General features: G+C 73.7%; 11 protein-coding genes and 1 riboswitch. Of the genes, 3 read left to right on the top strand and 8 right to left on the bottom strand.

Features of this window, described 5'->3' with window-relative positions; all coding sequences use genetic code 11:
* Nucleotides 1-123: 123 nt before the first annotated feature.
* The gene (locus AB0G08_RS05195; protein WP_088998148.1) at nt 124-327 is read right to left on the bottom strand and encodes a cold-shock protein; all 204 of its coding nucleotides are present in this window, start codon (nt 325-327) and stop codon (nt 124-126) included.
* A gap of 210 nt (nt 328-537) precedes the next feature.
* Between AB0G08_RS05195 and AB0G08_RS05200 the strand changes: the two genes are divergently transcribed.
* Nucleotides 538-1,071: a GNAT family N-acetyltransferase gene (locus AB0G08_RS05200; RefSeq protein ID WP_358083307.1), complete on the top strand. Its 534-nt coding sequence runs from the start codon at nt 538-540 to the stop codon at nt 1,069-1,071.
* A gap of 52 nt (nt 1,072-1,123) precedes the next feature.
* Here AB0G08_RS05200 and paaN read toward each other — a convergent pair whose 3' ends face one another.
* From paaN to AB0G08_RS05220, 4 genes are all read right to left on the bottom strand, one after another.
* Complete coding sequence (gene paaN / locus AB0G08_RS05205) at nt 1,124-2,797, bottom strand: phenylacetic acid degradation protein PaaN (RefSeq protein ID WP_358083310.1); 1,674 nt, start codon at nt 2,795-2,797, stop codon at nt 1,124-1,126.
* 52 nt (nt 2,798-2,849) lie between these two features.
* Nucleotides 2,850-3,869: a GNAT family N-acetyltransferase gene (locus tag AB0G08_RS05210; RefSeq protein ID WP_358083313.1), complete on the bottom strand. Its 1,020-nt coding sequence runs from the start codon at nt 3,867-3,869 to the stop codon at nt 2,850-2,852.
* 377 nt (nt 3,870-4,246) lie between these two features.
* Nucleotides 4,247-5,533 (bottom strand): threonine synthase, encoded by a 1,287-nt coding sequence (gene thrC / locus AB0G08_RS05215; protein ID WP_358083315.1) that lies wholly within the window; start codon nt 5,531-5,533, stop codon nt 4,247-4,249.
* Nucleotides 5,534-5,543: 10 nt separating this feature from the next.
* A riboswitch (SAM riboswitch) is annotated at nt 5,544-5,679 on the bottom strand.
* A 120-nt stretch (nt 5,680-5,799) separates the two neighbouring features.
* Nucleotides 5,800-6,228: a DoxX family protein gene (locus tag AB0G08_RS05220; protein ID WP_358083318.1), complete on the bottom strand. Its 429-nt coding sequence runs from the start codon at nt 6,226-6,228 to the stop codon at nt 5,800-5,802.
* Nucleotides 6,229-6,402: 174 nt separating this feature from the next.
* Here AB0G08_RS05220 and AB0G08_RS05225 point away from each other — a divergent pair, with 174 nt between their 5' ends.
* Nucleotides 6,403-7,149, top strand: coding sequence for a hypothetical protein (locus AB0G08_RS05225; protein WP_358083321.1), 747 nt, complete (start codon nt 6,403-6,405; stop codon nt 7,147-7,149).
* 15 nt (nt 7,150-7,164) lie between these two features.
* Here the strand turns inward: AB0G08_RS05225 and AB0G08_RS05230 are convergent, their stop codons facing one another.
* Nucleotides 7,165-8,145: a hypothetical protein gene (locus tag AB0G08_RS05230; protein ID WP_358083323.1), complete on the bottom strand. Its 981-nt coding sequence runs from the start codon at nt 8,143-8,145 to the stop codon at nt 7,165-7,167.
* A 745-nt stretch (nt 8,146-8,890) separates the two neighbouring features.
* Between AB0G08_RS05230 and AB0G08_RS05235 the strand changes: the two genes are divergently transcribed.
* Nucleotides 8,891-9,484 (top strand): DUF4232 domain-containing protein, encoded by a 594-nt coding sequence (locus AB0G08_RS05235; RefSeq protein WP_358083326.1) that lies wholly within the window; start codon nt 8,891-8,893, stop codon nt 9,482-9,484.
* A gap of 13 nt (nt 9,485-9,497) precedes the next feature.
* Here the strand turns inward: AB0G08_RS05235 and AB0G08_RS05240 are convergent, their stop codons facing one another.
* Complete coding sequence (locus AB0G08_RS05240) at nt 9,498-10,373, bottom strand: ABC transporter permease subunit (protein WP_357878787.1); 876 nt, start codon at nt 10,371-10,373, stop codon at nt 9,498-9,500.
* Nucleotides 10,370-13,231, bottom strand: coding sequence for an alpha/beta fold hydrolase (locus AB0G08_RS05245; protein ID WP_358083329.1), 2,862 nt, complete (start codon nt 13,229-13,231; stop codon nt 10,370-10,372). The genes AB0G08_RS05240 and AB0G08_RS05245 overlap by 4 nt, the downstream gene beginning before the upstream one ends.
* Nucleotides 13,232-13,586: the final 355 nt, after the last annotated feature.

Consider the following 13,586-nt stretch of genomic DNA (forward strand, 5'->3'; position numbering starts at 1 on the left):
GCCGAAGCCCGCCCCCGTGGACGGGCCGGCTGACGACTGCCCGACCCCCGGGCCACCCCGCCCGGCGCCCCACCACCGAATCGTCCGGCGGTCGGCCGCCGCCGGGGCGGCAGGAACGCCCGGTCAGGCGACGACGCGCACGCGCTCGGCCTGGGGTCCCTTCTGGCCCTGGGCGATCTCGAACTCGACCCGCTGGCCGTCGTCCAGCGCCTTGTAGCCGTCCATCTCGATCGCCGAGAAGTGGACGAAGACGTCCTGCCCGCCGTCGACGGCGATGAAGCCGTAGCCCTTTTCGGAGTTGAACCACTTCACGGTGCCCTGTGCCACGGTGCACTTCCTCACTCTGCGCGGCGTTCCACGACCCCGGAGGCCGGGCGGGCCGGCACCGGAGGACCACCGGCCCGGCGATCGACGAGAGCCGCTGAAACGGTGACCGAAATCGCACGCTACACGAAGCGTGACGACGGCGCACGACCGCAAATCGGGCGAATTCAGACCGAGTGCCATCGGTGTTCATCGCTGTGATAGGGATGCGTCATGACGAGCACGCCCGACGGGTCGGGACCGGCGCGGCGGGCGGCGGTCCGGCGGGTCCGGCCGCGCGACGCGGCCCGGATGCGGGCCCTGCGGCTGGAGATGCTCGCCGACGCCCCGCTCGCCTTCCTGGAGACCCTCGCCGACGCGGCGGCCCGCCCGCACGCGGACTACGCGGCCCGGATCGCGGCCGTCTCCGCCGGGGCCGGCACCGCGCAGTTCGTCGCGGACCCGGGCGGCCGGCTCGTCGGGCACGCCGGCGGCACGGCGGCCCCCGGGGAGCCGGGGCTGACCGTGGTGTACGCCGTCTACGTCACCCCGCCCTGGCGCGGCACCGGCCTCCTCGGCGACCTGGTCGACGCGGTCGCGGCCTGGTCCCGGGCCTGCGGGCGGCCCGAGCTGATGCTGGAGGTCGTGGTCGGCAACGACCGGGCCTGTCGCGCGTACCGGCGGCTGGGCTTCGTCGACACCGGCGTACGCGTCCCGCACCCCACCGTCCCGGCGCTCACCGAACTCCAGATGCGCCGCCCGGCCTGACGCGGCCGCCCGGACCGGCCCTTGCGGGGGTCGGTCCGGGCAGCCGGACGGATCACGCGTGCCGGCGGGACTGCACGATGCGGAACCGGTTGGCCACGTAGGCGCCGTCGGTGAGCGCGGAGTTGGCCGCCGCGTTGGCGCCGCTGCCGTGGAAGTCGGAGAAGGCCGCCGACTGGTTCACGAAGACGCCGCCGGTCAGGTTGCAGGACAGGTGCACCCCGACCTCGATCGCCGCCGCCTCGGCCGCGTCGAGGACCGCCTCGTCGGTGGAGTAGACCGCCGCGGTGAGCGCGCCCTTCTCGCCGACCGTGGAGCGCAGGATCTCCAGGCTGTGCGCGGTGGAGTCCGTGGCGATGGCGAACGAGATCGGCCCGAACCACTCCTTCGAGTAGGTCGCGGTGTCGTCGGCCGCCAGCCGGACCACCGTCGGCGTGCGGACCACCGCGCTGGGGAAGGCGGGGTGCTCGACCGTACGCGACTCCAGCACCGCCTCGCCGACCTTGGTGACCTCGTCGAGGCGCTCCAGCACCCCGTCGTTGACGATCGCGCCGGTCATCTCCACCCCGCGCGCCGGGTCCGCGGTGATCTTGGCAACCGCCGCGGCGATCCCGCCCGCCACCTCGTCGAAGCTCTTGTGACCCTGGTCGGTGGCGATGCCGTCGCGGGGGATCAGGATGTTCTGCGACGTGGTGCACATCTGGCCGCTGTAGAGCGTCAGGGTGAAGCCGAGGTTGCGGCACATCCCGGCGAAGTCGTCGGTGGAGTCGATCACCACCGTGTTCAGCCCGGCCTTCTCGGTGTACACCGCCGCCTGCCGGGCGTTGGCCTCCAGCCAGTCGCCGTACTCGGTGGAGCCGGTGAAGTCGATGATCTTCACCGCCGGGTGCAGGGCCAGCGTGGAGGCGAGCTTCTCGCCGGGGGCCTCGGGGGCGAGCAGCACCAGGTTCGGGTCGAAGCCGGCCTCGGCGAGCACCTCCCGGGCGTACTTCACCGTGATCGCCAGCGGCAGCACCGCGCGCGGGTGCGGCTTGACGAGGACCGGGTTGCCCGTCACCAGCGAGGCGAACAGCCCCGGGTACGAGTTCCAGGTCGGGAAGGTGTTGCAGCCGATCACCAGCGCCACACCACGGGGCACCACGTGGAAGGTCTTGGTCATCCGCAGCGGGTCGCCCTTGCCGGCCGCCTTCTCCCAGCCCGCCGTCCCCGGGTGCCGGGTCATCTCGGCGTACGCGTAGGCGACCGCCTCCAGCGCGCGGTCCAGCGCGTGCGCGCCGCCGGCCTGGAAGGCCATCACGAAGGCCTGGCCGCTGGTGAACTGCACCGCGTTGGCCAGCTCGAAGATGTGCTTGTGCAGCCGGTCCAGGATCTCCAGGCAGACCCCCACCCGGGCCTGCGGGCCGGCGTCGCGCCAGCCGGGCAGTGCGGCGGAGGCGGCGGCGAGCAGTTCGTCGGCGCCGGCGTGCGGGTAGCGGACGTTCAGCTCGACGCCGAACGGGCTGGTCTCGGTGGCGACCCGGTCGGCCGCGCCCGGCTGGTCGAGGGGGAAGTCACCGCCGAGGTACGCCTCGAAGGCGGCCTTGCCGTCGGCGGCGGCGGTCTCGCCGTAGACCCGGGGGCTGGGCGACTCGGGGTAGGCGGACCAGTACCCGCGCTCCGTGATCGCGGTCAGCGCACGGTTGAGGGTGTCGGCGTGCCTGTCGTACAGGGGGTGCGGGGTCTCCGTCATGCCCGCCATCATGCAACAGGAAGCCCCAGGATCAGTAGGGCCGTGTCACAACTCAGATCGTGAGCTGCCAGTCGGTCCACCCGTCGACGGGGCGGAACCCGAGTTGCTCGTTGATCCGCACCATGTGGGCGTTCTCGGCCGCGTTGAAGGTGTCGATCGCGCGTACCGCCGGCTCGTGGGCCAGCAGGTGGCGCAGGTTCTCGACCTTGGCGAGCAGGCCGAGCCGGTGACCGCGGTGCGCCGGGTCGACGATGGTGATCTGCTGGAACGCGTGCCAGTCGGCCGACGGCCCCACGTCGAGCAGGGTCCAGGCGACCACCCGACCGGAGGCCTCGTGGCACACCGCCGCGTGGTAGCGCCGCCGCCCCCGCGCCTCCAGCGCCCGCTCGATGCCGCGGACCCGTTCGACGTCGATCCGCTCCGGCTCCCACTCCACGTCGCCCAGGGGCGCGTCGGCCATCAGCCGGCCGTCGAGGTAGGCGATGTCGGCGACGTACTCCCCGGGGGTCCGCCCCTGCCAGCGGACGGTGCGGTACCCGGCGGCGCGGGACCGGGCCTCGGCCAGCGACGCGGCCAGGCCCGCGTGGTCGAGCCGGGTGGTGTCGAGGCGGCGGCGGACCTCGGCCAGCGCCGGCCGGGCGCCGGTCGTCGCGGCGAAGGCGGCGCCGGCCCCGGAGCGGGCCGGGCCACCGGGCAGCGCGGCGACCGTCATCGCCACCACCCGCTTGCGGCCCCGCTCGCGCAGCAGGCGTACGGCGTGCCCGTGCAGCGCGCGGCCGACGCCGCGACGCCGGAACTCCGGGTGCACGATCACCTCGGCGGTGGCGTTCTCGGTGTTGTCGAGCTGCGGCAGGTCCAGCGCGAGGTAGCCGGCCGGCACGCCGTCGAGCCGGGCCAGCGCCCAGAGCGGATCGTTGCCCGGCAGCGGGTGCCGGATGGCCGCCTCGAAGCGCCGGCGGCAGAACGGCGGGAAGTCCGGCAGGTCGGCGTCGTTGGCCGCCGCGCCGATCCGGTACGCCTCGTCGATCGCGGCCTGGTCGGCGGCGTCGAGCGGCGCGATCGAGATGCTCATCGGCTGAGGGTGCGCCACACGACGACGATCGGGCCAGCGAATTAGCCGCTGGCCCGATCGGAAGTTGGTCGGGAGGGACGCTCGCACAACGCCTCCGGCGTTGGGTCGCAAGAACTGAAAGTCTCCGGCGAGACGCCCTCCCGCACGGAGCATCTTGCGCCGTCCGGTTACCGCCGTCAAGTCATTCTCGGCGCGTTTTCCGCACTCACAGCGAAAACCCAGTTACCCCCCGAATCCCCCACCCACCCCTCCCCGGGGTCCGGCCTCCGCGTCGATCATGAGGTTTGCGGCACCGTTCGCGATCGACTTCGCCGTCAACCTCATGATCGACGCGGAGAACAACAGCCGCGGGCAGGGGGGGTGGGGTGGGGTGGGGGTCAGCCTAGGAGGCCGGCGTCGCGGGCGGCGCGCAGCGAGGGCTTGATGCGGTGGGTGGGGCCGACCTCGCCGGCCACCGCGTCGAGGGTCTTGAGGCCCTCGCCGGTGTTGAAGACGACGGTCTCCGCGGCCGGGTCCAGCCGGCCCGACTCGACCAGCTTGCGCAGCACGGCCACGGTCACCCCGCCGGCGGTCTCGGCGAAGACGCCGGTGGTCCGGGCCAGCAGCCGGATACCGGCGCGGATCTCGTCGTCGTCGACGTACTCCATCCAGCCCCCGGTGCGGCGCACCGCCTCCAGCGCGTAGATGCCGGCGGCCGGGTCGCCGATGTTGAGGGACTTGGCGATGCCGGTCGGCCGGACGGGGGTGATGGTGTCGGTGTCGGCGTGCAGGGCGGTGGCGATCGGGTTGCAGCCGGCCGACTGCGCGCCGAACACCTTCCAGCCGCCGGCCGGCGCCTCGACGAGGCCGATCTCGACCAGCTCGGCGAACGCCTTGTCGATCTTGGTGAGCAGCTCGCCGGAGGCCATCGGGATCACCACCTGCGCCGGGATCCGCCAGCCGAGTTGCTCGGCCACCTCGTAGCCGAGCGTCTTCGAGCCCTCGGCGTAGTAGGGGCGGACGTTGACGTTGACGAACGCGGTGTCCTCGAACTCGTCCGTCTCCACCAGCTCGCCGCAGAGCCGGTTCACGTCGTCGTACGAGCCGTCGATGGCGACCAGCTCGCCGCCGTAGACGGCGGTGGTGATGACCTTGCCCTGTTCCAGGTCGCCGGGGATGAAGACCACCGACGGCGCGCCGGCCCGGGCGGCGTGCGCGGCGACCGAGTTGGCCAGGTTGCCGGTGGAGGCGCAGGCGTAGCGGCTGAAGCCGAGCGCGCGGGCGGCGGTCAAGGCCACCGAGACCACCCGGTCCTTGAACGAGTGGGTCGGGTTCGCGCTGTCGTCCTTGACCCAGAGCGGGGCGGTGATGCCCAGCTCGGCGGCCAGGTGCGGGGCGGCCACCAGCGGGGTGAGGCCCGGGTCGAGCGTGACCCGGGAGGCCGGGTCCTGACCGGCGGGCAGCAGCGCCGCGTACCGCCAGATGTTCTGCGGGCCCGCCTCGATCTGCTCCCGGGTGACGGCCGCCAGCGCGGCGGCGTCGTAGTCGACCTCCAGCGGGCCGAAACACTCGTAGCAGGCGTGCTGGGCGGCGAGCGGGTAGCGGGCCGAACAGGCGCGGCAGGCCAGGGCGCGGGCGGGGCTGGCGGTGGTGTCGATGCCGGAGGGGGCGAACGTCGACGTCATGTCGCGGGTCCTCTCATCTTTCCCCGCATCGCACCCTGCGGCGGGGACGGAATTGGCACCTGCCCCGCCGGTCGCTCTGCGGTGAGCGCGCGGGGTGGTTGCCGGGGCGTCGTCGGGCCGTATCCCTCAGCCCCTCTGGATGAGGTATGCAGTTGTGCCGTCGAGTCTAAGCACCCGCGCAGCCCGGATCGACGGGAGATCCCACGCTGTGAGCGATCCCGCAGCCGCCGGCCAGGGCCGGCGGACCCTTCCTCGACGGTACGGATTCAGGCGGTCACCGAGCGGGAGCCGCCGGGGCGCCGGGCGCGCAGCAGGGTGTCGACCGCCCACACGCCGGGGCCGAACACGGCGATCAGCAGGAACGACCAGCAGAACAGGACGGCCAGCTCACCGCCGTTGCGCAGCGGGAGCAGCGCGTCGGGCTGATGCACCACGAAGTACGCGTAGGCCATCGAGCCGGACGCCAGCAGGGCCGCCGCCCGGGTGAGCAGCCCGACGAGCACCAGCCCGCCGCAGACCGCCTGGATCAGCGCGGCCCACCACCCCGGCCACTCGCCGAGCGGGACCGCCTCGCCGGTGCCCCGGTTTCCGCCGAGGATCCCGAGCAGCGAGGCCAGGCCGTGGCAGAGGAAGAGCAGGCCGACGACGGCGCGGAACAGGGACAGGGCCGGGCCACCGATCCGGTCAGCGAACATCAGGGCACCTCCGGTCAGGACGAGGGGACGACACCAGGATGCCGCCACCCATTCGACGATGTCGATTCTTTCCCTCTCCATGGGAACGCTCCCACGGCTAGTCGGTCCACCGTCCACAAGGGCGCTGGCGCGGGCCCGTTACGGTGCGGGCACATCGACGGAAAGGAACGCGCGATGCGTCGCAAGCTCGTCCCGGTGGTGGCGCTCTCCATGGCCTGCCTGCTGGTCGTCACCACCGCCTGCTCCACCGGCAACCGGAAGAAGCGGAACCGGTCCGCCGACCGGCCGGCCGGCGCCGCCGCGAAGCGGGACGACGTCGACACCACCCGGGCGACCCCGACCCCCCGCCGCACGGGTGACGGGCTCACCTGCCTCGAACTGCGTAACAGCCGGGTCGGCAGCCGGAAGGTCCGCTACCGGGAGTACGCCGCCCCGATCCGCCTCACCGACGGCCGCTGGTCCGACCGCGACGGCACGACGGTGACGTTGCAGCGGCCGTGCGCCGTCGGCGACCTCGACGGCGACGGAGCGGACGACGCGATCGGCGTGGTCATGCTCGACGGCGGCGGCACCGGCCGCTTCTTCACCCTCGCCGCCTGGCGCAACGTCAGCGGCGAACCGGACTATCAGGCCCAGGTCGACCTCGGCGACCGTACGCCGGTGGAGAGCGTCAGCGTGCGCGACGGCAGGGCGACGGTGGTCTACCTGACCCGGCCGGCGGACGGCCCGATGGCGGAGCTGAGCATCCGGCGCACCGCCGTCTACCAGCTCAGGGGCACGACGCTGGCCAAGCTGAGCCACACCGACGCCCGGGTGGCCGGGGCGTCGAGCGACGGGAGCACCGCCGACGCCCCGGACTCGGGGGACACGGTCCCCGCGGCCGACTCCCCCACCCGCAAGCGCAGGTCCCGCTCCCGCTGACGTCCCCGCGCCGCCTCAGTCCGGGACCGGTCGGTGGGTTGGCGGTCTCGGCAGCCGTACGCTCCCGGTCGCCGGGCAACCCTCCTGGCTCACCTCGCCGAGGCAGCCCCACCCCGAGGTCGGCACGCGCTCGAAGTACTGCACGGGCTGCGACGGGACGGCCTCGGTGGTGAACGTGCCGGCACCGCTCGGGATGCGCTGCTCGTGGGAACCGGTCGTGTCGGTGTACGAGGCGACGATGTGCCACTCACAGGTGTGGGTGGACACCTCCGGCTGGATACGGAACGCCATGTTCGACTGACCGTTGCCCAGCTCGACGACGTTGCGGCGGAAGTACAGCTGGCCCTCCTGCGGCTCGCCCTCGGCCAGGACGTACGGGCCGTGCGGTTTGTCCGTCGGCCCGCCGGTCAGGTCCCACAGCAGGCCCTGCCGGGACTCGGCACCCGCCGGGGGGATGACGACGACGGTCTGCGCGGTGGGTGCGCGGCACGAGTCCTTGACGGCGGTCATGTCGTTGATCGTGAGTCCGGCGACGCGGTCGCTGTTGAGGTTCAGGTCGAACGTCTGGGCGTTGCCGCGATTCTCGTTGCCGTCCTCGAAGGGCGCCACATAGGACGCGCGCTCGACGATCCGACCGCCGAGCGGCTTCATGAACTCCCACACCCGCGACGCCTCGCCGGTCAGGGCGGTCAGGGTGGCCTGCTCGCCCTCGGTCAGCGGCCGGTCGAGCAGCACGGCGAAGGCCTCGGGCAGGTACTTGTCGTAGTCGAGCGGAGTGCTGGTGGACGTGAACGCGGGTTGCTCACGGTCGACCGCCCTCGCAGCCTGGCTGTCCGAGCGGGCCCGATCGGTGGCCGTCGACCGGTCCAGGAGAAGGTTGGCGTGGTAGGCGAACAACACGCCGACCACGAGGACGACGGCGACGGCGGTCACGTACACCGCACGCTGCTTCGGCGGGAGCCCGCGGAACCCGGGCAGGCGTTCGTCCGCCAGCACGGCCCAGGCCTTCGGCCGGGGCGACGACCCGGACGGCTGCTCCGGTGGCGCTACGGGCGCGGACGACGGCTCAGCCGGCAGTACGGGCGGAGACACGGACGACGACCCAGGTGACGACACGGACGACGGCACGGGTGGCGGCACGGGCGACGGCTCAGGTGGCGGCACGGACGACGGCTCAGGCGGCGACACGGACGGCTCAGGTGGCGGCGCGGACGGCTCAGGTAGCGGCGCGGACGACGGCTCAGGTGGCGGCTGAGGCGGCGGCACGGCGGGCGGAGTGGCCATACCCGATTCTCACTCACAGGCGCCACGTCATTACAGAAGCCGTCCCCCGACTGTGTCCGGCCAGGAGCGTCGCACCCGCCGCCGTCGCCTCGCCAGGGGTTCCGGGCCGGGTGTTGTCGTAGCCGATTCCGCTCGACAGGCACCGCAAGGGCGCTCCGGCCGGTCGCGCGGATGGGGCAGCTCGACAGCGCCCGCCGGACCTCCGCCGGGCGATGTCTGGGGTCGGCGGCGCGCTGGCCGGTGCGATGATCGGGCGATGGCACTCCCCGCACGCCGGCCCGCGGGCCGACCCGCACGCCAGCACGCACGCCGACCCGCAGGCCGACCCGCGCCGCGCTCACGCGACGGCCTGCCAGGTCCGGCACGGGCGGTCGGGCTCGCGATCGCCGGCCTCGTCCTGCTCGGCGCCTGCGCGCCGGCGACCGACCCGCCGTCGGCCGGTCCGGCGCCGGCCACGATGCCCGGCACTACGCCGACGGCGACCGCGTCGGCGACGGCGTTCTGGGCCACTCCCACGACCGGGTGCCCGGCATCCGGCGTCCGGATCAGCTCACCGGGCACCAGCGCCGCGATGGGTCTGCGCGCGCTCGGCCTGGAACTGGTCAACTGCGGCACGGAGCCCTACCGGCTCGACGGCTACCCGGTGCTGCGCCTGTTCGACGGCGACGGCAACCCCGTACCGGTCCGGGTGGTCGACGGGGCCAAGGAGATCACGTCGGGCTTCGACGACCCGCCCCGGCCGCTGACCCTGCGGCCCGGCGAGCGGGCCGGCGCCGCCGTGCTCTGGCGCAACCTGGTCACCGATCCGACGGTCGTCGCCACCAACGGCGAGCGCCTGGAGGTCGCGCCCGCCGTGGGCCGGCCCGCGCAGGCCGTCGGCCTGGACGGGCCGATCGACCTCGGCAACACAGGCCGGATCGGCGTCAGCGCCTGGAAGAAGCGGGCGGCCGACCCGACATCGACGCCGACCAGGCCGCTGCCGACCAGGCCGCTGCCGGACGCCCCGGTGCCGAGCAGGCCGGCGCCGAGCAGTCCCGTGCCGCTGCCGTGAGGCGCCCGGCGACTCAGCTGGTGACGTCCTTGCGGGTGAAGCGCCAGAACGCCAGGCCCCAGAACAGCGTCGCGTAGCTGATCGCCGAGATCGCGCCGCGTACCACGTCGTCGGTCTGCACCGGCGTCGACAGCAGCCCCAGCCAGGCGGTGCTGTAGTGCGTCGGCAGGAACGCGCGCAGCGCGCCCAGCGCGGTGATCTGGTCGAGGATGCTGGAGAGGATCCAGAGCAGCACCGCGCCGCCGACCGCGCCGAGCGCGGCGTCCGTCACCACCGACAGCAGGAACGCCAGGCCGGCCACCACCAGGAGCACGACCGCCAGGTAGCCGAGCACGCCCAGCAGCCGCAGCAGCCCCTCGCCCGGTTCGAGCTGGGCCGCCACGGTGCTGCGCAGCGGCTCCCAGCCGTAGCGCAGCGTGCCGATCAGCAGGGCGGTGCCGGCGAGCAGCAGCAGCGCCAGTGCCGAGTAGACGAGCGCGACGAGCAGCTTGACGGTCAGCAGGCGGGCCCGGGGCACCGGCACCGCCAGCAGGTAGCGCAGGCTGCCCCAGCTCGCCTCGCTGGCCACCGTGTCCCCGCAGAACAGCGCCACCACCACGACCATCAGGAACGACGCCGAGACGAAGATGGTGAAGAGCGTGAAGTTCAGCCCGCCCGACGTGGCGAACTCCACCAGGCTGCCGAACTCCCCGCGCCCGTTGTCGTCGTCGTCGCCCGTGTCGAACTGGAACGCGATCAGGATGATCAACGGCAGCAGCACCATGAACCCGAGCGCGAGCTGCGTACGCCGCCGGGAGGCCTGCCGCCGGAACTCGGCGCCGAACGGCAGGGTCGCCGACGGCCGGTAGCCGGCCGCCGCTCCCACCATGGGTGACGTGCCCGCCATCATCGGTCCCCGCTTCCCCGAGAGTTCTCGCCCACCAGGGCGAGGAACGCGTCCTCCAGGCGGCGCCGCGGCACCACCCGGTCCACCCCGATGCCGGCCCGGACCAGCTCGGCCACGACCTCGCTGCGGGCGGTGCCGTTGGTGTCCACCACGAGCTGGCCCTCGCCGTCGGGGAGCACCCGCACCCCGTGCAGGCCGGCCAGCACCGCCCGGGCGGCCTTCGGGTCGGTCACGTCGAAGAGCACGCTGGGCGACTCGCCGACGATCTCCTCGACCGGGCCCGAGGCGACGATGCGGCCCTTGTTCACCACCACCGCGTGCGTGCAGGTCTGCTCCACCTCGGCGAGCAGGTGGCTGGAGACCAGCACCGCGCGGCCGTCGGTGGCGTAGCGCTGGAGCACCCGGCGCATCTCCGCGATCTGCGGCGGGTCGAGCCCGTCGGTCGGCTCGTCGAGCACCAGCAGCTCCGGCAGCCCCAGCATGGCCTGCGCGATGGCGAGGCGCTGCCGCATGCCGTGGCTGTAGTTGTTGGTCTTCCGGTGCACCGAGTCACCCAGGCCGGCGATCTCCAGGGCCTGGTCGAAGTGCGCGTCCTCGGCCGGCCGCCCGGTGGCCCGCCAGTACGCCTTCAGGTTCTCCAGCCCCGACAGGTGTGGCAGGAAGCCCGGCCCCTCGACCAGCGCGCCGATCCGGGACAGCACCGGCGACCCGGGCACCAGCCGGTGCCCGAAGACGTAGATCTCGCCGGCCGTGGGCTGGGTCAGCCCCATCAGCACCCGCAGCGTGGTGGTCTTGCCCGCGCCGTTCGGGCCGAGCAGGCCGACGACCTGGCCGGGGTGCACCTCGAAGTCGACGTTGGAGACGGCGACGAAGCCGTCCGCGTACTCCTTGCGGAGCTGCCGCACGGCCAGCGGCACGCCCGCGTACGCCGGGTGCACGGAGCTGTCCTGGCGGCGGTGCCGGCGGCGGACCACCGCGACGACCACGACGAGCCCGACGGCGATCGCCACGATCAGCGCGACCAGCACCCAGCGCCACACGGTGGCGGAGGTGGGGATGGGGTCGCCGGCGACGGTCGGCAGGCCGACCGCGCCACCGGCCGCCACGGTGTGCACGGTCGGCTCGACCGGGGTGGCGTACGCCTGGTCGGAGGTCGCCACCACCACGCGCAGCCGGTGCCCGGCCTCGAACCGGCGGACGATCGCCGGCAGGGTGACGGTGACCGGCCGCGCCGCGTCGATCGTCGGCGGCAGGCCGGTGAGCCGGACCGGGGCGACCAGGCCGTTGGGCAGGGTGGCCGCGCCGTTGGGGTCGACGTCGTAGAGCTTGACGAAGAGCACCGCCTCCCCCGTCGGCGACGCCGCCCGGACGTCGACGGTCGGGGCGCCGACCACGTCCACCGCCTCGGCCAGCGGCGCCGACTCGAACCGGGCGTGCTGGCCGGGGATGTCCCCGGCCACGCCGCCGAGCAGCGACGACAACTCGCCGGCGAAGGGCACCGAGGAGATGGCGGCCGGGTTGCCGGACGGCGGGTTCGCGACGGGCTGGGCCGGGCCGGCGACCGGTACGTCCCGACGGGCCGTGCCGCCGACGCCCGGGTAGTCGGCGTAGCGGTAGCCGGTGGCCACCAGTCCCCGGTCGAGGGCGTCGAAGCCGGCGATCCGGGACCAGGTGAAGTCGTCGCCCGGGGCCTGGCCCTCGCCCTTGACGTAGTGGTCGAGCCACTGGACGGTCAGGAACTTCACCCGGTCCGAGTCGGTCTTCGGGCCCTCGCCGCCGTCGTGCCCGCCGGTGAACCAGGCCACCCGGACGGGCGTGCCGGCGGCGGCGATGCCGCGCGCGTTCGCGTCCGCCTCGCCGAGCGGGAAGAGGGTGTCCGCCTCGCCCTGCACCAGCAGGGTCGGCGCCTTGATCCGGTCGAGCACGCCGGCCGGGCTGGAGCGGCGCAGCAGGTCCACGGCGGCCTGGTCGGCCCGGCCGGTGGTGGCGATCCGCAGGTACGCGGCGCAGATGTCGGCGGCGAACCGGCCGCACGCCGGGTCGGCGACCTCGACCGGGACGCCCCCCGGACCGGTCCCCGGGCCGGCGCCCGGCCCCGGGCTGGGCGGGCCGGTGGCGGGCGCCCCCTCCGGCTGGGCGGCGGGGGCCCCGTTGAGCCCGGCGGGCCCGGCGCCGGCGTTGCCGGCGCTGCCGAAGAAGATGCCGGCCCAGCCGGACTTGAACACGCCCTCGGTGGGCTCCTTCCCGGTGCTCTCCGGCAGGAAGGAGCGGGACAGGTCGTTCCAGGTGATCATCGGCACGATGGCGTCGACGCGCTGGTCCTGCGCGGCGAGCAGCAGCGCCAGGCCGCCGCCGTACGAGCCGCCGACGACGCCGACCCTCGGGTCCCCGGCGGCGTCGGTGCGGACCTCCGGGCGGTCGGCGAGCCAGTCCAGCAGGCGCTGCGCGTCCCGGACCTCGTAGTCCGGGTGGTCCAGGTGGATCTGCCCGCCGCTGCGGCCGAAGCCCCGCGCGGTCCAGGTGAGCACCGCGTAGCCGCGGCCGGCGAACTCCTCGGCGTCGGCGCGGACGGACTCCTTGGTGCCGCCGAACCCGTGCCCCAGCAGCACCGCCGGCACCTTGCTCCCGGCCGAGGCGTCCTCGGGCAGGTAGAAGGTGGTGTCCAGGTCGACGGACTCGTCACCGCCGGGCCCGGAGGAGACGTTCACGATCGCCGCCTCGGTGCGCACGGCCGGTCCCTGCGGCAGGACGGCCCAGGTCACGGCGGCGGCGAGCAGCACGAGGACCACCGTCGCGGCGACGGCGCGCCGGCGGGTGGGCAGGGCACGCCGGATCCACGCGGCCGACAACGGCGATCTCATTCGGCACACGGTACGGCCCGGATCCTGAGCGTTGGCTGAGATCCTCCGTACGTCCGTCCGGTTGATCCGATCGGCGTCCCACCGGCGCGGTCCAGACCGTCTCACGAAGATGAATTCGTATCACGTGAATTCCGATGTTCGTCGGAAATCCCCTCGATCCATCCTTGTCACTCTCTTGCCTGACACAGAGAGTGCCCGACGGGTGACCCATCGGTCACTTCGGGCTTCATGACGCAAAGCTGACTGTTCGACGGTCGGAACAGCTCCCCGCTGGTCGGTTAGTTTTCCGGTCCGGTGCACGGGACTTCACCGTCGACCCCCGACACCCCACCGATCCCGTGCTCCCGCCGGAGGA

This window comes from Micromonospora sp. NPDC023644 (genome assembly GCF_040640115.1).
Lineage (GTDB): Bacteria > Actinomycetota > Actinomycetes > Mycobacteriales > Micromonosporaceae > Micromonospora.

Coding starts and splice junctions, on each gene's coding strand:
- AB0G08_RS05200 (WP_358083307.1), top strand. CDS start 538: ATGACGAGCACGCCCGACGGGTCGGGACCGGCGCGGCGGGCGGCGGTC.
- paaN (WP_358083310.1), bottom strand. CDS start 2,797: ATGACGGAGACCCCGCACCCCCTGTACGACAGGCACGCCGACACCCTC.
- AB0G08_RS05210 (WP_358083313.1), bottom strand. CDS start 3,869: ATGAGCATCTCGATCGCGCCGCTCGACGCCGCCGACCAGGCCGCGATC.
- thrC (WP_358083315.1), bottom strand. CDS start 5,533: ATGACGTCGACGTTCGCCCCCTCCGGCATCGACACCACCGCCAGCCCC.
- AB0G08_RS05220 (WP_358083318.1), bottom strand. CDS start 6,228: ATGTTCGCTGACCGGATCGGTGGCCCGGCCCTGTCCCTGTTCCGCGCC.
- AB0G08_RS05225 (WP_358083321.1), top strand. CDS start 6,403: ATGCGTCGCAAGCTCGTCCCGGTGGTGGCGCTCTCCATGGCCTGCCTG.
- AB0G08_RS05235 (WP_358083326.1), top strand. CDS start 8,891: ATGCCCGGCACTACGCCGACGGCGACCGCGTCGGCGACGGCGTTCTGG.
- AB0G08_RS05240 (WP_357878787.1), bottom strand. CDS start 10,373: ATGATGGCGGGCACGTCACCCATGGTGGGAGCGGCGGCCGGCTACCGG.
- AB0G08_RS05245 (WP_358083329.1), bottom strand. CDS start 13,231: ATGAGATCGCCGTTGTCGGCCGCGTGGATCCGGCGTGCCCTGCCCACC.